The sequence below is a fragment of the Sodalis sp. RH14 genome, assembly GCF_047324285.1.
Taxonomy (GTDB): domain Bacteria; phylum Pseudomonadota; class Gammaproteobacteria; order Enterobacterales; family Enterobacteriaceae; genus Acerihabitans.
The window spans coordinates 683,461-703,904 of the sequence record NZ_CP178739.1 but is presented as its reverse complement, the minus strand read 5'-3'; the positions used below and the strand labels follow the sequence as shown (position 1 = coordinate 703,904).

The following is a 20,444-nucleotide window of genomic DNA, read 5'->3' as shown; positions in this document are numbered from 1 at the left end:
CCATGAAATATGGGAGCCCGGTCATGGTCGGTTTGAATAGATATTGCTAAGCTGATTGTTTTGCCGACTTAATTTGGCCATCCTGGCGGTGGCTGCGCATTGTTATTGCATAAAAATGCAAATTTATGCATAATTCGTCGTACAATACTGGCTACTGGTTTGGGAAAATATGCGCAACCACTTTAAACAAGAAGAACTGGTGAAAGCTTTTAAGGCCTTGCTTAAGGAAGAGAAATTCAGCTCCCAAGGTGAAATCGTTTTTGCATTGCAAGAACAGGGATTTGAAAATATTAACCAGTCCAAGGTATCAAGGATGCTGACTAAATTCGGCGCGGTAAGGACCCGCAACGCGAAGATGGAAATGGTCTATTGCCTGCCGGCGGAACTGGGCGTGCCCACCACCAGCAGTCCGCTGAAAAACCTGGTGCTGGATGTCGATCACAACGACGCGGTTATCGTTATCCATACCAGTCCCGGCGCCGCCCAGCTTATCGCGCGGCTGCTGGATTCCCTGGGTAAATCCGAAGGCATCCTGGGCACCATAGCCGGGGACGATACGATCTTTACCACCCCCGCCAAGGGTTTTAGCGTAAAGCAGCTTTACGAAGCCATCCTTATTCTGTTTGAACAGGAACTTTAAGCCGACGATCGGGCGCGTTATAACGCCAGCGCCTAACATTCGTGCTTTTCATCGCTTTTATGCCGCTGCAAAAGCGTCATCACGCCACAAATGATGCTGCCTTTGTGGCCCTAAGCCCCGCTAATATTCTCTCTAGGGTTTCACCGCGGCGGTTTCCACCGCCGGAAGCCGGCCAGACAGCACGTTTGGCTAAAAACCGCTATCTGATTGAAATTACAATTATTTAACATTAATTGTATATTATTCAATCACTTTTAATAGCTTTTTCTTATATCATGCGAAAGTACAGAAATAAAGTTTCATAATAAATTATGAGCAAACTACTAATACCTACCGTTACTAGTGTATACTTTGTTTCGTGATGAACATCACGTTTTACATCCTGTTGTCAGCAATAAAGAACAGCATGAAGAACGTCAGTCAAAAGAATAGTAGAGGTATAAAACATGAAAATTAAAACCGCAGTATCACTGATGACCGTAATGTCAGCCTTATCTTTCGGCGCCTTCGCCGCAGAATCAATCTCGCAGGATCAGGCCAGCGGCTTGCATTCGTTCGGCACCGTAAGCGTAGGCGGGATCGCGGGCGCGCCTTCCGACATCCATCAGGCGCTGAATCAAGCTGCTCAAGCCAAAGGCGCAACGGCATACCACATCACGGAAGCCCGTGAAAATGATACCTGGCACGCCACGGCCGAGTTGTATAAATAAGCGCATGGATGGAGGGCACCGGCAGCGACTTGCCGCCGCGCCCTGGGCTGAATTGCTGAAAGCCGGCGGGTTCGTCAAGGCTTGAAAAAATAATCAATAACGCAGTGCAGAAAGAGTTTACTCCAGAAGTCAAAGCGGTTATGCCGTCGTCGCCCTCAGTTATTCCTGTGTCCAGTAATAACCCAAGACGCGGACAGCCGATTCCCTCTCGTCGTCCTATCCGGCGAACCTTTTCCCCCGCTTGCGGGGGTTTTTTTTGGCTTGCGCACGGCGCCTACACCGCCAGGCCGGCTTTCAGGTTTAACTGCGCCAGCAGTTTTTCATGAATGCCGCCGAAGCCGCCGTTGCTCATCACCAGAATGTAATCGCCCGGTTGCGACGTCTTGACAATCATTTCCACCAGCGTATCGACATCGGCGCTCCAATGCGCCGGCTGTACGCACGCCTCCGCCACCTCGCTCACCTGCCAGGGAATATGCTGGGGCTGGAATAAAAATACCTCGTCGGCGCGGCCCAGCGAAGGCGCCAGCTCATTTTTATTCAAGCCCATTTTCATGGTGTTGGAGCGCGGTTCCAGCACCGCCAGAATACGCGCGGTACCGCCAACTTTACTGCGCAACGCGGCTAGGGTCGCCAGGATTGCCGTGGGATGGTGAGCGAAATCATCATAGAGTTTCACGCCGTTGGCAGTCCCTTTAAGCTCAAGACGACGGCGGGCATTGATAAAGGATCCCAACGCCCGGCAGGCATCGGCCGGCTGCACCCCCACGTGACGGGCGGCGGCAATCGCCATCAGGCCATTATGCATATTGTGCTCGCCCACCAGATCCCACTGCACGTCGCCCATCAGCTCGCCTTGCAGGAAGACCTGGAACCGGCTGGCGTCCGCCGCGCTTTTTTTCGCCCGCCAGCTGCCTTCCTCACCGACATATTCCTGCTCGCTCCAGCAGCCCATCGCCATCACCTGCTTCAGATGCGGGTCGTTATCGGGCAGGATGATTTTCCCTTTGCCGGGCACCAGCCTGACCAGATGGTGGAACTGTTTTTGGATGGCTTTCAGATCGTCAAAAATATCCGCATGATCGAACTCAAGGTTATTAAGAATCAGGGTGCGCGGGCAATAATGGACAAATTTGGAACGCTTATCAAAAAACGCACAATCGTATTCATCCGCTTCCACCACGAAAAACGCGCCGTCGCCTAAACGTGCGGAAACGGTAAAATTCCCCGGCACGCCGCCTATCACGAACCCCGGCTGATAGCCGCACTCCTCCAGGATCCAGGTTACCATGCCGGCGGTGGTGGTTTTGCCATGGGTGCCGGCCACCGCTATCACCCAACGCTGCTGCAGCACGCGATCGTGCAGCCACTGCGGGCCGGACATGTAAGGAATACCCCGCTCCAGTACCGCTTCCACACAGGGATTGCCGCGGCTCATCGCATTACCGATAATGACCAGTTCCGGCTCGGGCGTCAGCTGCGCCGGATCGTAACCTTTGATCAGCACAATGCCCTGATCCTGCAGCAGCGTGCTCATCGGGGGATAGACGTTATCATCGGACCCGGTCACTTCATGCCCCAACGCGCGCGCCAGCATCGCCAGCCCACCCATAAATGTGCCGCAGATCCCGAGAATGTGTATGCGCATAATTTTTCCATTTTTTAACACGAACTGCGGCTCATTCTACCGCTGCGGCCGACTGATATAAACGGATTTGATGATGTACTCGCATTCGTTTAAGCTAAACTGCATTACATACGTAAGCGGCAAATCGATGAGTGTTAGCTCTGTCAGGTTAACCGGACTGTTACTCGGTCAGTGAAATCGGTCAGTGAAATTGGTCAGTGAAAATCGATTGTACCGCTTTTCATCCTTAGCAACATGGTCATTCTTTGGATCCAGGGAAAGTGATATGAAAACGTTAGGCGAATTTATCGTAGAGAAACAGCACGAATTTCCACATGCCACCGGTGAACTTACCGCGTTACTCTCCGCGATAAAATTAGGGGCGAAGATCATTCACCGCGATATTAATACAGCGGGTTTGGTGGATATCCTCGGCACCAGCGGCGTATCCAATATCCAGGGCGAAGTGCAGATGAAACTCGACCTGTTTGCCAATGAAAAATTAAAAGCGGCGCTGAAGGCGCGCGGACAGGTAGCGGGCATTGCTTCCGAAGAAGAAGACGAAATCGTTATTTTTGACGGCGAGCGCTCCACCAGCGGCAAATATGTCGTGCTGATGGACCCGCTGGACGGCTCATCCAATATCGATGTCAACGTCTCGGTAGGCACGATATTTTCCATCTACCGCCGGGTCACGCCGGTGGGCACGCCGGTGACGCTCGAGGATTTCCTCCAGCCCGGCAGCAAGCAGGTCGCAGCGGGTTACGTGGTATACGGCTCGTCCACCATGCTGGTTTATACCACCGGCTGCGGGGTCCACGCTTTTACCTACGATCCTTCCATCGGCGTATTTTGCCTCTCCCACGAAAGCGTACGCTTCCCGGCCACCGGCAATATGTATTCCATTAACGAAGGCAACTACATCAAGTTCCCCAACGGCGTTAAAAAATACATCAAATACTGCCAGGAGATGGACGAGGCCACTCACCGCCCCTACACTTCCCGCTACATCGGCTCGCTGGTATCCGACTTCCACCGCAATTTGCTCAAGGGCGGCATCTACCTTTATCCCAGCACCGCCACGCATCCCCAGGGCAAACTGCGCCTGCTGTATGAATGCAACCCGGTCGCGTTCCTGGCCGAACAGGCCGGCGGCAAGGCCAGCGACGGCAAAAACCGCATCCTGGATATCGTGCCGCAACAGCTCCACCAGCGTTCGCCGTTCTTTGTCGGCACCGAATCCATGGTCAACGACGCTGAGCGCTTTATGCGCGATTTCCCCGACGAATAATAACCACGCCTCGCGGCACGGCAGGCCCGCTAACGCCGAACTCAACGCAGACGTGTTAAAGGGAGACCGTGCCGATGGGGTCGAATCGGGCGTGGTGTTCCCGCCCGACCGAAGCCCCATGGCATGGTATGCCCGCCAACACTCATCTCAAAGCAGACGTGTTCAAGGGAGACCGTGCCAATGGGGTCGAATCGGGCGTGGTGTTCCCGCCCGACCGAGGCCCCATGGCATGGTATGCCCGCCAACACTTATCTCAAAGCAGACGTGTTCAAGGGAGACCGTGCCGATGGGGTCGAATCGGGCGTGGTGTTCCCGCCCGACCGAGGCCCCATGGCGCGGTAGGCCCGCCAACACCCATCTCAAAGCAAACGTGTTAAAGGGAGACCGTGCCAATGGGGTCGAATCGGGCGTGGTGTTCCCGCCCGACCGAGGCCCCATGGCGCGGTAGGCCCGCCAACACTCATCTCAAAGCAGACGTGTTCAAGGGAGAGCGTGCCAATGGGGTCGAATCGGGCGTGCTTTTCCCGCCCGACCGAGCGCCCCATGGCGCGCTAGGCCCGCCAACACTCATCTCAAAGCAGACGTGTTCAAGGGAGAGCGCGCCCATTAGGGCTGCTGCGTATACAGCACGCCGTAACAGAGATAGACGAACCTTTTCGCCTGCATTTGCCTGCATTTAAATGGAAAGCGGCCAGCTTTGGCTGGGATTTCGCTGGCGCTTGCGGGGGGCTTATGTTGCCGCAGTGCGGGTTTCGCTTGCCGTGCGTTCGGTGGTTATATGGCGTGCCCGGTGCCGGCAAGCGACAAGGAGGCCGTCAGCGCGCTTTATGCCGGTCCACATGTCGCTGTTCGTACTGCATGTTATGAAGCGATAGCGGCGCTGTTGCTTAGGATAAGGTCAGGCGTCGGCATAGGATTAACTAATATGGGATGCAACGAGTAGGGAATACAGTTGGCGCAGCGAAAAACCGGTTATTCAGACATGCCCTTACCCGTTATCGTTATGCAGTCGAACAGTAAAACATTCATCATTCAGCGTTAAATTTTAGCAGTAAAAAATACGCTTTCAGCCATCAACCACTAAAAAAATGAATACTGGTAGTTTTCCCGGTAAGCGCATACCGCTAAGAACCCCAAAACGCCGATTTGCTCACAGGCGATGGTGTTGACGTGATGCCGGCATAGAGTGCGCCGGCGGCGCGCATCGCGGCTGGATGAGCCGCCGGGAGCGGCGAAAGCCCGGATTGCGCTGGGAGCGCATATCGGGCGGTCCAAAAAGCCGGGATGCAGCGCTGCCGGGAACCGCGCAGCGGCGCACGATCTGCCGGCCGCTCGGAGGTCAAGGAGGCCGTCGCGGTACGGCCTCTTTGTCGCTTGCCGGCACCCGGCACTGCATATAACCACCGAACGCACGGCAAGCGAAACCTGCACCGCGGCATCATAAACCTTACCACAACGACATAACCCTCACCGCGGCATCATAAACCTTACCGCAACGACATAACCCTCACCGCGGCATCATAAACCTTACCGCAACGACATAACCCTCGCCGCAAGCTACCCCCCCCCCGCCGTGGCGACATCCATATTCACGGGTGCCCAACATGATGGCCGGACCATATCAGCCCGCCAACGCCGAACTCAACACAGATATGTCCAAGGGAGCACGCGCCAACGCCAGATCAGCGGTACTACACCTTCAGGCCGCCGCCTCCACGTCACTCACTTCTTCCGCCACTGCCGCCACCTCCTCAAGCTGAAACACCGCCATACTCTTCGCCAACTGCTGCGACTGCGCCTGCAGCGAACGCGTCGCCGCGCTTGATTCCTCCACCAACGAGGCGTTCTGCTGCGCCACCGCGTCCATCTGCGACACCGCCAGGCTAATCTGTTCAATGCCGCGGCTCTGCTCATCGGTGGCATTGGAAATCTCACGCATCAGCTTGGTCACCCGCATCACTTCCTCGGAAATTTCATCCATGGTCTCGCCGGCGGTATGGGCCATCTCCGACCCCTCGTTAACCCGCCCCTGCGACTCTTGGATCAACCCCTTGATCTCCTTCGCCGCCTCCGCGCTGCGATGGGCCAGGTTACGCACCTCCCCGGCCACCACCGCAAATCCCCTGCCCTGCTCGCCGGCGCGCGCCGCTTCCACCGCCGCGTTCAGCGCCAGGATATTGGTCTGGAACGCAATACCGTCAATCACGCCCAGGATATCGGCGATACGACGCGAACTCGCGGTAATCGCCTGCATCTTTTCAATCACGTAACAGACCACCTCGCTCCCCTTGTCGGCGGTATCGGACACCGCCCTGGCCAGCTCATGGGCCTGACGGGCATGCTCGGCATTCAGTTTCACCGTCTGGGTCAGCTGCTCCATACTCGCCGCCGTCTGTTCAAGCGCCGCGGCGGAGGCTTCTGTCCGCTGGGAAAGATGGGTATTGCCCTGGGCCAATTCCCGCGTGCCGGTATCGATTTGGCCGCCCGCCACACGCACCTCGCTCACGGTGCCGGCCAGCGCATCCTGCATCAACGACAGCGCATTGTTCAGACGCGCCAGCTCGGTGGCTTTACTGGCGCTCACCGGATAATACAGCGAGCCGGCGGCAATATGTTCCAGATGGACAATGGCGCCATCCAGCGGACGCAGGATAAATCTGCGCACCGCCAGCCAGGCTATCACCGACAACACCAGGGCCAGCACACAGGCGACAATCGTCAGCATCAACTGGATACGGGCGGCATCGGCGGCGTCACGCTGGATCTGCTGCCCGGTCTGCAGCGCATAGTGCTGAAAAGTGTCCAGCGCCTTATCCATCTCCAGGCTGAGCGGAGTAAGCTGCGTCTCCAGCACCTGATAATACCCGTCCGGATTCGCATTATTCAGGGCGACCATGACAGGCTTAACGCCCTGTTCATTATAACGCTGATACACCAGGTTCAGCTGCTGGGCGCGCCTGGCGCCCTCGGCGGTCACCGAACCGGTCGCCAGAAACGCCGCCATATCTTGGTCGGCCAGCTTGGCCAACGCCTTGACATTGGCCGTCGATGCCTGGGCTTCGTTGATAAGGCCGGTCTCATACTGCCTTACCGCCAGTGACGCCTCTGTGCGCGCCCTGAGCGAAGCGTTATAGCTGCGGGATAACAGGCCCAGCTCCTCGCCCTGAACCTGGTTAATGGCTTGCAGGGAACGTGAACTTTGCTGAATGGTACGAATGCCGATACCACCGACAATAAATAAAATAATGGTCATCACGATCAGCCAGGTCAGTAATCCAACCTTGACGCTCATGGTTTTCAACATAGCTCCGCCCCTGCATTTTCAGATGTTGATGAATACAAATCACCCGGCAGAGGCTGTACACTCCGCCCTGCATCGGTTATCGGTGGCACCGGCGAAGACTTTAACGATTCAGCGGGGATCAATCCGTTATATATCCGTTATGTGAGTCACCTCACAGGCCGGATTGGGTCGGTTAATTCGCCGCAGGCAAGTATTCGGCGGTGAACTACCGCATTTTTTGGTTATAATAGGCGCTAGGCCATTATTATTGGAAAGGTTAAGGAAACTGACATGAGCTTGAATCTGGTACCGGCAGGAAAAGATCTTCCCGAGGATATTTACGTCGTGATTGAAATCCCGGCCAACGCTTCCCCGATCAAATACGAAGTTGATAAAGCAACCGGTGCGCTGTTTGTCGATCGTTTCATGTCCACCGCGATGTTTTACCCTTGCAACTACGGTTACATCAACCATACCCTCTCGCTCGACGGGGATCCGGTCGATGTATTGGTGCCGACGCCGTACCCGCTGCAACCCGGTTCCGTTATTCGCTGCCGCCCGGTAGGCGTGCTCAAGATGACCGACGAAGCCGGCGAAGACGCCAAGCTGGTGGCGGTGCCGCACACCAAAATGACGAAAGAGTACGACAATGTGAAAGACGTGGAAGACTTGTCTCCGCTGCTGCGGGCGCAAATCACCCATTTCTTCGAACATTATAAAGATCTGGAAGCAGGCAAATGGGTGAAAGTGTCGGGCTGGGAAAACGCGGAAGCCGCTAAAGCGGAAATTATCGCCTCCTTCGAACGCGCTAAGAAATAAGTTACGCCTGTCCCTGTCCAGGAAATGCGCAAAGCCTGGTTTGCGCATTTCCTTGCCATCACTCAAGGTTCAGGATTCTTCGGCGCGTTTTACCCAGTCCCCACTCAACAACCGCCGCAATCCCTCCACCGGCCGCTGGTAGACATACATCCAGGCGCCGCCGTAAGGCGTCGCGATCAGGGCCCGTTTATACTCGCCGCTTTTGGTGCGCAGGGCATCCAACTCGGCCAACGTCGAGGAATCAATGCGATATACCTCACAATATACCGTTCCCGTGCCGGGGACGACCGCCGGATAATGACCGAGATCGTATAATTCAAAGCCGGAGATCACGTGATCGCCTAACCACTGGCCGTTCGTCATCCAATGACTGTTGCCCTGATTGCGTCGCAGACTACCGTAGACAATTATTCGCATTGTTAAAACTCAAACTGATAGAGCAAGTCCAATGCCTGATCGAGACCAGACACGGCTTCCAGATAAAGTCTCGGCATTAAACGGTAACGTAACGTTAACGTTGCCAATGAATCAAAAATACCGACCCCATATTTAACTTGCAAGCCGGGTGCAACATAACCACTGACCACGACCTGGGACTCGTCGCCGACACCTTGCGTATCCAGGGTTAAATTACTTACCCCGAACGCTGCGCCGATTTTACCCACAAGTTGCCCACTTTGCGCAACCCCCATCCCGATTAACATCGACGTCATCGCGCTGCTGTCGGCGCCGGGCGTATTAAGCCCCTGGCCCCGCAGCAGGTAAGACAGCGCCTCCTGCTGCGATTTCACCGGTTCGGTGAACACCTCAAGCCGTGGCTGATCCGCCATGCCGGTCACCCTGACGCCGGCGATCACACCATCCGCCGTGTTATCCGGGTTACGAATGGCCTCAACGTTCAGCAGCGGCTGATCCGGCGGACCGGCGAACATCAATTGCCCGCGCCGGACGCTCAAATCCTGCCCATAGGCCCGGAAACGGCCGTACGGGATATTGATCTGGCCGTTCAGGCCCAGGCCCTGCTTATCCTGGATCATTTTCAGATCGCCCTCCAGCCGCGCCTTCAGTCCGAAGGCATCCAGCCGCACATCGCGGCCGACATGGATAACCAGGTTGCTGTTGATAACCGTGTTGACCTTTGCCTGTTCCACCGGGCGCAGCTGCTTATCGAGGATCACTTCGTCGGGCGACACGCCCACCGCGCTCGGCGGCAATTCCTTCACCTCGATCCGCGCCCAGGGTATATCGACCCGGCCGTTAAGGGTAAAGACCTGCGGCGCGGCCTCCAACACAATATCAGGTGAGACATCCATGCGCACCATGGGCGGCACGGTAATTCTTATCCCGGAGCCCTGGGCGGCGATCCGCGCGCGCCAGGCGCTGATATTGCTCCAGTCGGCGCTGCCGCCAAGGTTAAGCTGTCCATGGGTGGTGTGGATAACCCCTTGCAGTGTCGAACTGGTGCCGTTGAACACCATCGCCAGACGGCTCTCATTCATGGCAAACGGCATCCAGTTGCCGCGCATCAGCAGCCGGTCCAGGCCCAATTGCCCATACAGCTGCGGCCGGGCGACGCTGCCGCCGACGCGCAGACGGGCGTCCAGGATGCCGGCGGCGCTTTCTCCCCGCGACAAAATGGGGTTAAGGACAGACAGCGACAGCCGGCTGATAGTAACGTCGCCGGAAAGCGTGCGCCGCCCCTGGGGATCGGCCACCGCCACCTGGCCGGTAAACTGGCCGTTGCCGGCAATGCCCACCTGCCAGTCCAGACGCGCGCGGTCGTGATCCAGGCCGGCGTTGAGATTTAACGTCTCGAAGGCTACCGGCAACGCATTGCCCTGGACATTTTGTACCACCTTTACCCCCCTGCCCACCAGGGCGATTCGCGCCTGGGGCAATCCGCCGCCCGGTTGCCAGCTCACCTCCGCCCGGCCGGTAAACAGGCCGCTCAGCGCGGTGTCCGCCGGCAGGAAGGGACGGATCATCGCCAGATCGAAACGCTCGAGCACCACCGCGGCCCGGCCGCCGGCGCCGGCGTCGATGGCGGCGGGAACACAAAGCCGGGCGTTGGGATTCTGCCAGCAGTGGGGGCCGATAACGACGCGCTGCGAGCTATGCTGATAATCCAGCGTCATGGCGCGGGTTAACCGCCAGTCGCCCACCGGCGTGCCGATACGCGTCTGGGTCAGGGCGCCTTGCCAGCGCTGCCGCTGCCGATCATACCCGCCGTTAAGCGATAACTCGCCGGCAATCGGATCGCCCTGCAAATTCAGGCGCAGCTGGTGGCGGCGCTCGTCGCCGGTTACCGCCAGGCTAAGCTGGCGCACCAGCAGGTTATCCTGCTGGAGTTGATCCAGGCGCAGGTTCAGGTCGCCGCGCACGATATCGCTAACGCGGAGATTGCCGGCCAGGGCGATGCGACGCACGGCCAGGGACTGCCAGCGCAGTCCGACGGCGTTAAGATCCATGTTGACCTGCGGCGTTTGCCGCTCGCCCCGTACCGTAAACCGGCCGCGGGCGGTGCCGGCCAGGCCGGGCAGGACGCCGTTCAGGTTCGGCGCATCGAGCACGGCGTCGAGAGCCAGTTGCTGGTTTAAATCACCCTTGATATCCAGGCTGTTGCGCCCCAGCGCCAGCCGGAGATCGGGAATATGCCACTGTCCGGCGGCGTTGCCGCTCAGGGAGCCGCGGGCGGTCACCGGGTTTTGTTTGATATTGCCGTTAAGCGTCAGTTCGGGGATACGCAGTTGCCAACTGCCGCCGTGGATGCTGCCCCGGGTGGAAATCTTGCCCGCGAGCCGGGCCGGCCAATCGGGCCATTGCCGGGCGGTATTGATGCCGCTGAGCGTCAGTTCGCTCCGCCAGCTCACCGCATCGCTCCAGTCAATCACCGCCGTCAGATCGGTCGTTCCCTCCAGGGCCGCCACGCGCAGGCGCGTCAAGGTAAACTGCGTGGGATTGCCTTTCCCCTCAAGGGACATATCCGCCGGCGGCAGGCCCTCGCCGCTGACGGCGCCCTGCATGGCAAGCGTATAATCCACCGCCTTGCCATCAACCTTCAGCGCCAGATCGCGCAGGCGATATTGCGGTTCGCCGGTCAACGGCCACTGCGCGCCAGGACTGGCGAACGTCACCTCCAGCGGCAGGCCGCTGTCGGCCAGGCGCAGGCCGGCATTGATTTGCGCCTTGACCGGCCCCGAAAAATTCAGGGCGGTATCCAGGCGATCGCGTAAACTGCCGCCGACCGTCAGCCTGATCCTCTCGCCCTTGACCGGATCGATATTCAGTTGGGTGTTAACGGTTAATTCCAGCGGCCATTGTCCCTCCAGGCGCGCCTTGCCGCTGGCGCTCAGCAAACCCTGCACGGCGTCGATGCGCAGGCGTTCCAGGGTGATCTCCCGATCCAGCGTCCGCCCCTGCATCAGGAAGCTTGTTACCTGGATATCGGTATCGCCGGTAAGCCGCAGGTCCGTACCGCGCAGTTCCTGCAGTTGGATATTGAGCGGCACCTGGATATCCGGCAATCCGGGCAACACGGGGGCGGCGAATAGCGCCTTTAAGGTTTCCGCCAAGGGCGGCGCCTGTGCCGCCGCCTTTTCGGCCGCCAGGCGGGCGGCGGCGCGTCGTTGCTCATCGGTCTGGGCCACGGCGTCGATTGCCTGGTCGGCCAGCACCGCCGCCGCTTTCGGCAGGGCCACCAGCAGGCCATTAATCTCCGTGGGCGTGACGATAAGCGTATTGCCGCGAAAATCCATGCCGCTGTGGAACCTGTCCAGGGCGATGACCGTATGGTCGATTTGCACCCGCACCCCGTTGACGCTGAGATTACGCAGGATCAGCGGATAGGGGGTACTTATCGCCGTGGTGTCCTGCGCCGCGGCCGGGGCGTCCGGCTGGCCCGGCGCCAGCGCGGCGGTGTCAATCGCCACATCCACCCCGCTCAAGGCAAGATCGTTGACGCACAGCGCACTGTGCCGAAAGCAGGAGAAATCAAGCGCGAGATGCAGCTCGTTCGCGTTTACCGTCATGCCCGGCTGCTGATAGCGCACCCCCTTCAGCGTCAGATCGCGCCAGCCGCCGCTGACGCTGACGATGTCCAGTCCCGGCACCCAGCGCGCGGCGCCGTTCAGCAGCAGATGCAGGCCGCTGGTGGTGCCGATCAGATACGCCAGCGCGCCGAGCAGCAGTACGATAACGGTCAGGATGCCGAGGCCGATTTTTTTTGCAAGACTCATAGTTCTGTCCCTAATCCTATGTAGAACTGCAATCCATGTTCCTCGGGATCGCCTACGGGCGCGGCCACGTCCAGTTTGATCGGGCCTACCGGCGACTGCCATCTTACCCCGACGCCGGCGCCGGTTTTCAGGCTGGTCTGCCGGAAATCATTCACCGCCTGGCCGGTATCGATAAAGGTGGCTCCCCACCACCTGCCGGTCACATTGTATTGATACTCCAGGGAACCGGTGGCCAGCTTCGAGGCGCCGGTTAGCTTGCCATCCTCGTCGCGGGGAGATATGGCCCGGAACCGGTAGCCGCGGATGCTGCGATCGCCGCCGGCGAAAAAACGCAGGGACGGCGGCACGCGATCAAAATTATTGGTTTCGATCCAGCCCAGGTTATAGCGCGCCACGAAACGGTGTTTATCCGCCAGGGTGCGTACCCAGACGTTTTGCGCCTGCAGAATGAAAAAATCCACATCCGAGCCCCAGGTGGTATCGGACACGTCGATGGAATAACGCTGGGAGTCGCCCCAGGTGGGCATCAGCCCGCCGCGCTGCCGGGTACGGTTAACCGTGAAGCCGGGATAGAGCAGCATGGTGGTATCGGTGACATTGGCCTGGGTAAAATGGTCCAGGCTCCAGCGCAGGTTGACCGAGCGCTGCCAGCCGGAAGAAGAATCCCAGAAGCGCGCCACGTTGACCGTGGTGGCATCGGATTTGGTATCGTTAAGGTCTTCGCGCTTAAACCCGCTTTGCACCACATAATATTGCTCCAGCGGGCTTTTTTGCAGCGGGATTTTATAACTGAAATCCAGCGCCTGCTCGGGAGCGGATACGCTCAGCGTGGTCTGCAGGCTATGGCCCCGGTCGTTGAGCCAGGGCCGGTTCCAGGTGGTTCTGACCCGGGGCCCGACGTCGGAGGCAAATCCGACCCCGGTTTCGATAATATTGCGGCTGCGCGGCGTTACCACCGCGTCCAGCGGCAGGACCTTATTGGTTTTCCCGGCGCTGAAATCGGGCGAGACCACCACCGAGTTAAACCAGTTGGTGGCGGCAAGCTGGCGGTTAAGCTCCGCCAGCGAGACGGCGCTGTACTCGTCGCCCTCGCGGATAGCGGGAATATTCTGCAGGTAGTCCTCGCGGATTTGCGCGCCGTGAAAACGCACCTTGCCGAAGCGGTAACGCTGGCCGCTGTCAAAGATCACATCCCAGAACGCTTCGTGGCGTTCCGGCGATACGCCAAGCTGCCGCTTGGGGAAATCCGCGTCAAAATAACCGTTGCGTACCGCCAGGCCGGTCATGCCGCTGATAAAATTGGTGTAATCGCCATGATTGAGCACGCTGCCGATGGCCGGCCGGCTGCGCCGCACCAGGCCCAGGTAATCCCTATCGGTGCGCGCGTCGCCGCGCAGGCTGATGTTCACGCCGGCGATTTTCACCGGCTGGCCGGGCGCGACCTTGGCCAGCAGCACGGGCCGTCCGCCGTTGACCGCCGGGCGGAACTCAAAATCGATTTGCGGCGAGTAGTAGCCCAGGGCGCGCAGCCCTTCCCGCACCACGCCGTCGACGCGCGCCTGGAATCGCGCATCGGCCGTGATTTCATCCGCGCCGATGGTGGACAGGCGCGCGCGGACATTACGCTGCAATTCTCCCTCCAGTCCTTCCACCTGCAATCGCACGTTGGCGGCGTAGGACCATGGCGTAGCCAGTAGAATGCAAAACAGGCAAAGAAGGCGATTATTTGGCACGCTGGCTCCTGAATTTTCTTACTTTCCCGCGGGTGGATTCCTTACGCGCACAATCGCCGTCATATTTATTATTAAACGACCCTGGGGTTGTTTTTAGTCCTTTTACCCTAAAATACAGTCATAAGCTTACAGCTTAACGTAATATTGGCGTTTATTGTCTGTAAAGAAAGTGTACAAGACAACAGGCAATAGCCCATTATTTCGATAATCGTCTCAACAGGAGTCTATCGTGGCGCAGAATTTTGATAAAACCCAGCTTGTATCACAAAGCGAAGCCCTGCCGGGCCGCCTGACGCCGATGCCGGTGGCGACCACCCATGTGGTTAACGGCCATTCCATGACTCACGTTCCCGATCATATGGAGGTGGCGCTGTTCGCCATGGGATGTTATTGGGGCGTGGAGCGTTTGTTCTGGCAGATCCCGGGGGTTTACAGCACGGCGGCGGGGTTTGCCGGCGGCTATACGCCGAACCCAACCTATCGCGAAGTCTGTACCGGCCAGACCGGCCATGCGGAAGCGGTGCGGGTGGTGTTTGACCCGGCAATCATCAGCTATCGCGAGCTGTTGCAGTATTTCTGGGAAAATCACGATCCGGCGCAGGGTATGCGCCAGGGCGGCGATATCGGTTCGCAATATCGCTCCGCGATTTTTGTGCTGACCCCGGAGCAGGAACGCGAGGCGCAGGCCAGCAAACAGCGTTTCCAGCAGGCGATGGAGCAGGCCGGCGATCGGCGCGCCATCACCACCGCCATCGAACCGGCCACGCCGTTCTACTATGCCGAGGACGAGCACCAGCAATATCTGCACAAAAATCCGCAGGGGTACTGTAATCTCGGCGGCATCGGGGTATGCATGCCGCCGCAGGCGTAATCTCGCCAGCGGGGCCTGTTGATAAACCGGCTCTGGCCAAGACGCCGGAAACCATCACGTTATTAATCTTAGCAGCCCCCAGGGGGCTGCTGTTATACTGTGCCCACTGTCGGTCGGGCAGTTGATGACGTCGCGTATCCGCAACGGGCTGACCATTGTCGCTGCAGGCTGCCCGCAGCCGTAAATGACGTTTCGGCTCCCCGTAACAGACTGAAATATGTTATCTTTAACCAACACGTTGCCCTTCAAAGGCGCGCTGGCATAACTGTCAGCCCGAAGTGGTCGAATTATGCTAAACAGTATCCTGCTTATCCTGCTATTAATCGCGGTGAGCGCATTTTTTTCCGTATCGGAAATCTCCCTCGCCGCTTCGCGCAAAATTAAACTCAAGCTGATGGCGGATGAAGGGAATATCAACGCCAAACGCGTGCTTAAGCTCCAGGAGACGCCCGGCATCTTCTTTACCGTCATCCAAATCGGCCTGAACGCGGTGGCTATCCTCGGCGGTATCGTGGGCGATGCGGCGTTCTCACCTTCCTTCGCCTCCATTCTTATTCGTTTTATGTCGCCGGAGATGGCCGATCAAATCAGTTTTATCTGTTCATTTACGCTGGTCACCAGCCTGTTTATCCTGTTCGCCGATTTAACCCCGAAACGCATCGGTATGATTTCACCGGAGGCTTGCGCCATCCGGATTATCAACCCGATGCGCTTCTGCCTGCTGGTTTTCCGCCCGCTGGTCTGGCTGTTTAACGGTTTGGCCAACGTCATTTTCCGCATGCTGAAGCTGCCGATGGTGCGCAAGGACGACATTACCTCCGATGATATCTACGCGGTGGTGGAGGCCGGCGCCCTGGCGGGCGTGCTGCGCAAGCAAGAGCATGAGCTCATCGAGAATGTGTTTGAGCTGGAGTCCCGCACGGTGCCCTCGTCCATGACGTCGCGCGAAAGCATCATTTATTTCGATTTGCGCGAGACCGAGGACAGTATAAAAGAAAAAATCTCAACGCATCCTCACTCAAAGTTTTTGGTCTGCGACGCCAACATTGACCATATTGTCGGTTATGTGGATTCGAAAGATTTGCTTAACCGCGTGCTGGGCAACCAAAGCCTGGCGTTGAACAGCGGCGTCCAGATCCGCTCGGCGCTGATCGTACCGGATACCCTGACCCTGTCGGAAGCGCTGGAAAGCTTCAAGACCGCGGGCGAGGACTTTGCGGTGATCCTTAACGAATACGCGCTGGTGGTGGGCATCATTACCCTTAACGACGTGATGACCACCCTGATGGGCGACCTGGTGGGACAGGGGCTGGAAGAGCAGATCGTTACCCGTGACGAGAATTCGTGGCTTATCGAGGGCGGCACGCCCATCGACGACGTGATGCGGGTGCTGCATATCGATGAGTTCCCGCAGGCGGGAAATTATGAAACCATCGGCGGGTTTATGATGTTCATGCTGCGCAAGATACCTAAACGTACTGATTTTGTACGCTATGGCGGCTATAAATTCGAAGTGGTGGACATCGACAGCTATAAAATCGATCAGCTGCTGGTGACCCGTATTGAGGAAAAATCCACGCTGGTGCTGGCCAAGACGACGGACACCTCGCACGTTGCCTGAGGCGAGAGTCCGGTCCACGTCCCGCCGTTAGGCGCGATTTATCCTGCCCCCGGGCGCGCAGTCGCCGGGGGCAGGTCATTATCGTATTGCGGGCAGGGTAATCAGGAAAAGGGCCGGTCAGCCCATGTCGGACTGGAGCCGCATGACCTGCCGGTTGACTTCCGACATGACGTGGAAATGCTGCTTGTCGCGCACCTTCGGCAGCAAAATCTTGCCTTTATCAAATTCGAAGGCGCCGAAGCCTTTGATATAAATACGACCGCGGAATAAAGTCTTAACGTAGGTTGCTACCTTGATAGCGTTATAGCGATGGAAGATTCTCATTTTTTTACTCAACTCCCGTTATTTTTCTCGTCCTGCCGTTGCGTTGTTAAACCCGGCAAGGGAACTCACACTAGCACTTTATAAGAGTCTTCATATGTGCTTAAGTTCACGCAACAACAGAACACTGAGCTGCTTTTACACAATTTGACAGAATGCTATAAAAGCCCTATCTATTACAGCAGTACTAATATGCTGAAAACGCATTAGCTTGGTCATCCGGCGCAATACGGCGATCGGGGTGGTAACCCCCTCGCCCGGCGCCGATCCGGGCCTCCCTTCGCTTAAAGGAGCCGCATCATGCGCTGCCCGTTAATCGTATTACTCCTGGCATGGCCGCTATCCTGCGGCGCCCTTGCCCATAGCCTGGTTATCGGCAAGACCCTACCTAAGGTGGCGGTCGCCGAACAAGGCGAATTGCTGCTCCAGAAAGAGAAGTTTAGCTATAAATTCTGGGATAGCTCGCAGCTCGCGGGAAAAATCAGACTGGTGCAACATATTGCCGCCCAATCCTCCGCCAGCGAGATGAACGCCGCGATGATTGAGGCGCTCAAGAAAACCAACTTACCGGCTAAATATTACCAAACGACGACAATCATCAACGAAAACGACGCCGTCTTCGGCAGCGGGCCCTCGTTCGCCCGCAACTGGGTGGAAAATCACAAGACCATTTATCCCGGTTCCCAGTTTATTCTGGATGCCCATGGCAATGTACTGCAGGCGTGGCATCTGCAGCCGAAAAGCTCGGCGGTCATGGTATTGGATGCCCAGGGGCGGGTACGGTATGCCAAGGAGGGCGCGCTGTCGTTTGCCGAGATACAGCAGGTCACCACGCTACTGCACCGCCTGTTGCCAGGCGGCGCGCATTAAGGCCGGTTCAGAACAACGACACCCTGAAACCCGGATTCAGAAAGGATTCGCGGGGATGGTAATCCAACGTGCGTCCGGTCCAGTCGTTGACCAGCGCGCCGGCGGCGGCGGCCACCGCATGGCCGGCGGCGGTATCCCAGACGCTGGTCGGTCCGAAGCGGGGATAAAGCTGCGCGCTGCCTTCCGCCACCAGGCAAAACTTCAGCGAGGAGCCGATGGTCACCGTTTGATGCTCGCCCAGTTGGGCCAGATAATCCTGTAATTCGCTATCGTCGCTGTGCGAACGGCTGATGACCACCAGCGGGGGCCGGGCCTCCTTGCAGTGGATGGCCAGCCGTTCGCCGTCAGGCGTTATCTTCCAGGCATTGCCGGCGTCGGCGGCGTAAAGGATATCGGTGGCCGGGGCATACACCACGCCCATTACCGGCTGGCCGTCTTCGATCAAGGCAATATTCACCGTGAACTCGCCGTTGCGCCGCAAAAACTCCTTGGTGCCGTCCAACGGGTCCACCAGCCAGAAGCGGGTCCAGCCGCGGCGCACGTCCCACGCCGGCGGGTCCTCTTCGGACAGAATGGGAATATCGGGCGCCAGCGCCTTCAGTCCGGCGACAATAACCCGATGCGCCGCCAGATCGGCGGCGGTGAGCGGTGAATCGTCGGTTTTATGGGTCAGCTCGACGGGCGCACCGCCATCGTAGACCCGCATAATCGCAGCGCCCGCCTCACGCGAGAGCCGGCTAATCTGTTCAATCATGTCTCACCTCTGGATCATTACATCATATTCACCAGACTAGCTTTTTTTCACAAAATAGCCATCGGAATAATCTAGCGGCGGGTGTCGGCGGCGGGGCACGCCAAACGCGCCCCGCGGGGATCAGAGGATTTCCAGCAGCTCGACTTCGAAGATCAGCGCGCTGAACGGCGGTATGGACGCGCCGGCGCCGCGCTCGCCATAGGCCAGGTTGTGCGGAATGTACAATTCCCACTTCGAGCCGACCGGCATCAGCGTCAGGGCTTCTATCCAGCCGGGAATAACCCCGTTAACCGGAAACTCCGCCGGCTGGCCGCGCTGTACCGAACTGTCGAATACCGTGCCGTCCAGCAAACGCCCGGTATAATGGACGCTCACGCGGTCCTGGCGGCTCGGTATGGCGCCGTCGCCCTGCGCCAGGACCTTAAACTGCAAACCGGACTCCGTCTGGCGCACGCCCTCTTCCTTGGCATTGGCGTCCAGGAATTGCTGTCCCGCCACCGCCAGATGCTGCTGGCGATCGAGGCGAACCGCGTCCGCGCGTTCATGGATAATGCGCAGGGCGCGGTGGATGGCGTCAACCGGCACCGCCGGGGAATTGCCGGCCAGCGCATCGCTCAGCCCGGCCAGCAGGGCCTCGGGCAGCAAGCCTTCCAGTCCCGACTCCTGCAACTGCTGGCCCACTTGTAAACCAATGCCGTAACTGGCCTGGGCTTCCACGCTGTCTAAAGAAGGTACGCTCATGTTTTTTCCTTGAAATGGTAAAAAGCGAAAGGCGCAGCATAACAGCGCAGGCGTTTGGGGTAAAATCCTCTATGATGAATATGAGTCCTGCATCGGGCAGGCAGGCTTCTTGCTTACCGGTCAATTAAGCTATGGAGGTTCCCTGTGCGCCGCTTTATACTCGCGAGGGTTACAACAGGTAAACCATTGCAAGAGAGGTTATCATGGGCAGAATTTCGCCCGGGAAAAACAAAACCCCACGTTTTTCCCCGTTGGGTTACGGCGGATTCAAATGGAAGTGGCCTCTGCGTCTGCTGCCCGATGATGATTCCAACGCATCAGGCCGGCCAATGCTGACCCTGCTGAAAAGAGTATGGCACTTACCCGACGGTTTCCAGTGGATGGGTCCGTTACCGCCGCTGCATCGCCGTCTGGTGCTGATTGCCGCGTTGATTATCGCGGCGGCGATACTTTGGCCCTATTCGCCCTCGACGGATACCACGCCCGCCCCCGGTGCGAAAACCGCGGCCAATGGCCAGGGAACGGTTATCCAGGCGGAGCTGGTGGACAACAACCGGTCCGCCGCTCCGGCCCCGGCGCCCGCCGCCGGCGACGGCCAGTTGCATCGCTATCGCATCGTCGAGGGCCAGACGCTGGCGCAATTGTTTCGCGAGCATAACCTGCCGGTAGGGGATGTATTCGCGATGGCGCAGGCGGAAGGCGACGACAAACCGCTTAGCAGCTTGCAGGCGGGTCAGCAGGTGGAAATCCAGCAGAATGCCCAGGGTGTCGTGCAGACGCTGACGATTGAAACCGGCGCCAACAGCCGCATACGTTTTGTCAGGCAGGCCGACGGCAGTTACCTGCGTCATTAAACGCGGGCCTGAACCCCGGCCAGGCTACCCTTCCCCATGAACGCGCAGAAATTCGCCCCCGGCAGTTGACCGCC

Annotated in this window: 16 protein-coding genes; 8 read left to right on the top strand and 8 right to left on the bottom strand. The window is 58.2% G+C overall.

Annotated features, from left to right (window positions below):
* The first annotated feature begins 169 nt into the window (after positions 1-169).
* The gene (gene argR, locus ACL2XQ_RS03070) at positions 170-640 is read left to right on the top strand and encodes a transcriptional regulator ArgR (protein WP_410016528.1); all 471 of its coding nucleotides are present in this window, start codon (positions 170-172) and stop codon (positions 638-640) included.
* 446 nt (positions 641-1,086) lie between these two features.
* Positions 1,087-1,350: a peroxide/acid stress response protein YhcN gene (yhcN, locus tag ACL2XQ_RS03065; RefSeq protein ID WP_413722088.1), complete on the top strand. Its 264-nt coding sequence runs from the start codon at positions 1,087-1,089 to the stop codon at positions 1,348-1,350.
* Positions 1,351-1,624: 274 nt separating this feature from the next.
* Here yhcN and mpl read toward each other — a convergent pair whose 3' ends face one another.
* Positions 1,625-2,998, bottom strand: a complete 1,374-nt coding sequence (mpl, locus tag ACL2XQ_RS03060) for a UDP-N-acetylmuramate:L-alanyl-gamma-D-glutamyl-meso-diaminopimelate ligase (RefSeq protein WP_410016530.1) — start codon at positions 2,996-2,998, stop codon at positions 1,625-1,627.
* A 265-nt stretch (positions 2,999-3,263) separates the two neighbouring features.
* On the opposite strand from mpl, the gene fbp reads away from it, so the two are divergent.
* Entirely contained in the window at positions 3,264-4,268 is a 1,005-nt protein-coding gene (gene fbp, locus ACL2XQ_RS03055; RefSeq protein WP_410016531.1) for a class 1 fructose-bisphosphatase, read from the top strand.
* Between the two features lie 1,699 nt (positions 4,269-5,967).
* Here the strand turns inward: fbp and ACL2XQ_RS03050 are convergent.
* Positions 5,968-7,572 carry a methyl-accepting chemotaxis protein gene (locus tag ACL2XQ_RS03050; protein WP_410016532.1) on the bottom strand — a complete coding sequence of 535 codons (1,605 nt, stop codon included), beginning with the start codon at positions 7,570-7,572 and terminating at the stop codon, positions 5,968-5,970.
* A gap of 270 nt (positions 7,573-7,842) precedes the next feature.
* Between ACL2XQ_RS03050 and ppa the strand changes: the two genes are divergently transcribed.
* The gene (gene ppa / locus ACL2XQ_RS03045; RefSeq protein ID WP_410016533.1) at positions 7,843-8,370 is read left to right on the top strand and encodes an inorganic diphosphatase; all 528 of its coding nucleotides are present in this window, start codon (positions 7,843-7,845) and stop codon (positions 8,368-8,370) included.
* A gap of 69 nt (positions 8,371-8,439) precedes the next feature.
* On the opposite strand, the gene ACL2XQ_RS03040 is transcribed toward ppa, so the two are convergent.
* Genes ACL2XQ_RS03040 through tamA form a run of 3 tightly spaced genes read right to left on the bottom strand, consistent with a single transcriptional unit; the run spans position 8,440 to position 14,338 of the window.
* Complete coding sequence (locus ACL2XQ_RS03040; RefSeq protein ID WP_410016534.1) at positions 8,440-8,787, bottom strand: gamma-glutamylcyclotransferase; 348 nt, start codon at positions 8,785-8,787, stop codon at positions 8,440-8,442.
* A gap of 2 nt (positions 8,788-8,789) precedes the next feature.
* On the bottom strand, positions 8,790-12,605 hold the full coding sequence (gene tamB, locus ACL2XQ_RS03035; protein ID WP_413740047.1) for an autotransporter assembly complex protein TamB: 3,816 nt from the start codon (positions 12,603-12,605) through the stop codon (positions 8,790-8,792).
* On the bottom strand, positions 12,602-14,338 hold the full coding sequence (gene tamA / locus ACL2XQ_RS03030; protein WP_410016536.1) for an autotransporter assembly complex protein TamA: 1,737 nt from the start codon (positions 14,336-14,338) through the stop codon (positions 12,602-12,604). The genes tamB and tamA overlap by 4 nt, the downstream gene beginning before the upstream one ends.
* Positions 14,339-14,567: 229 nt before the next feature.
* Between tamA and msrA the strand changes: the two genes are divergently transcribed.
* A complete protein-coding gene (gene msrA, locus ACL2XQ_RS03025) occupies positions 14,568-15,209 on the top strand; it encodes a peptide-methionine (S)-S-oxide reductase MsrA (protein ID WP_410016537.1) in 642 nt (213 codons plus the stop codon).
* Between the two features lie 289 nt (positions 15,210-15,498).
* Positions 15,499-16,830 carry a hemolysin family protein gene (locus tag ACL2XQ_RS03020; protein ID WP_410016538.1) on the top strand — a complete coding sequence of 444 codons (1,332 nt, stop codon included), beginning with the start codon at positions 15,499-15,501 and terminating at the stop codon, positions 16,828-16,830.
* Between the two features lie 117 nt (positions 16,831-16,947).
* On the opposite strand, the gene ACL2XQ_RS03015 is transcribed toward ACL2XQ_RS03020, so the two are convergent.
* Positions 16,948-17,154 (bottom strand): DUF1107 domain-containing protein, encoded by a 207-nt coding sequence (locus ACL2XQ_RS03015; RefSeq protein ID WP_162364102.1) that lies wholly within the window; start codon positions 17,152-17,154, stop codon positions 16,948-16,950.
* A gap of 297 nt (positions 17,155-17,451) precedes the next feature.
* Here ACL2XQ_RS03015 and ACL2XQ_RS03010 point away from each other — a divergent pair, with 297 nt between their 5' ends.
* Positions 17,452-18,021, top strand: coding sequence for a YtfJ family protein (locus tag ACL2XQ_RS03010; protein ID WP_413731304.1), 570 nt, complete (start codon positions 17,452-17,454; stop codon positions 18,019-18,021).
* 7 nt (positions 18,022-18,028) lie between these two features.
* On the opposite strand, the gene cysQ is transcribed toward ACL2XQ_RS03010, so the two are convergent.
* Together cysQ and ACL2XQ_RS03000 are read right to left on the bottom strand one after the other, a co-directional pair.
* Entirely contained in the window at positions 18,029-18,775 is a 747-nt protein-coding gene (gene cysQ, locus ACL2XQ_RS03005; RefSeq protein ID WP_410016540.1) for a 3'(2'),5'-bisphosphate nucleotidase CysQ, read from the bottom strand.
* A 120-nt stretch (positions 18,776-18,895) separates the two neighbouring features.
* Positions 18,896-19,516: a peptidylprolyl isomerase gene (locus ACL2XQ_RS03000; protein WP_410016541.1), complete on the bottom strand. Its 621-nt coding sequence runs from the start codon at positions 19,514-19,516 to the stop codon at positions 18,896-18,898.
* Between the two features lie 203 nt (positions 19,517-19,719).
* Here ACL2XQ_RS03000 and ACL2XQ_RS02995 point away from each other — a divergent pair, with 203 nt between their 5' ends.
* Positions 19,720-20,370 (top strand): LysM-like peptidoglycan-binding domain-containing protein, encoded by a 651-nt coding sequence (locus ACL2XQ_RS02995; RefSeq protein ID WP_410016542.1) that lies wholly within the window; start codon positions 19,720-19,722, stop codon positions 20,368-20,370.
* Positions 20,371-20,444: the final 74 nt, after the last annotated feature.

Coding starts and splice junctions, on each gene's coding strand:
- ACL2XQ_RS03050 (WP_410016532.1), bottom strand. CDS start 7,572: ATGTTGAAAACCATGAGCGTCAAGGTTGGATTACTGACCTGGCTGATC.
- mpl (WP_410016530.1), bottom strand. CDS start 2,998: ATGCGCATACACATTCTCGGGATCTGCGGCACATTTATGGGTGGGCTG.
- ACL2XQ_RS02995 (WP_410016542.1), top strand. CDS start 19,720: ATGGGCAGAATTTCGCCCGGGAAAAACAAAACCCCACGTTTTTCCCCG.
- ppa (WP_410016533.1), top strand. CDS start 7,843: ATGAGCTTGAATCTGGTACCGGCAGGAAAAGATCTTCCCGAGGATATT.
- ACL2XQ_RS03015 (WP_162364102.1), bottom strand. CDS start 17,154: ATGAGAATCTTCCATCGCTATAACGCTATCAAGGTAGCAACCTACGTT.
- tamB (WP_413740047.1), bottom strand. CDS start 12,605: ATGAGTCTTGCAAAAAAAATCGGCCTCGGCATCCTGACCGTTATCGTA.
- ACL2XQ_RS03000 (WP_410016541.1), bottom strand. CDS start 19,516: ATGAGCGTACCTTCTTTAGACAGCGTGGAAGCCCAGGCCAGTTACGGC.
- ACL2XQ_RS03040 (WP_410016534.1), bottom strand. CDS start 8,787: ATGCGAATAATTGTCTACGGTAGTCTGCGACGCAATCAGGGCAACAGT.
- yhcN (WP_413722088.1), top strand. CDS start 1,087: ATGAAAATTAAAACCGCAGTATCACTGATGACCGTAATGTCAGCCTTA.
- argR (WP_410016528.1), top strand. CDS start 170: ATGCGCAACCACTTTAAACAAGAAGAACTGGTGAAAGCTTTTAAGGCC.
- ACL2XQ_RS03010 (WP_413731304.1), top strand. CDS start 17,452: ATGCGCTGCCCGTTAATCGTATTACTCCTGGCATGGCCGCTATCCTGC.
- cysQ (WP_410016540.1), bottom strand. CDS start 18,775: ATGATTGAACAGATTAGCCGGCTCTCGCGTGAGGCGGGCGCTGCGATT.
- ACL2XQ_RS03020 (WP_410016538.1), top strand. CDS start 15,499: ATGCTAAACAGTATCCTGCTTATCCTGCTATTAATCGCGGTGAGCGCA.
- fbp (WP_410016531.1), top strand. CDS start 3,264: ATGAAAACGTTAGGCGAATTTATCGTAGAGAAACAGCACGAATTTCCA.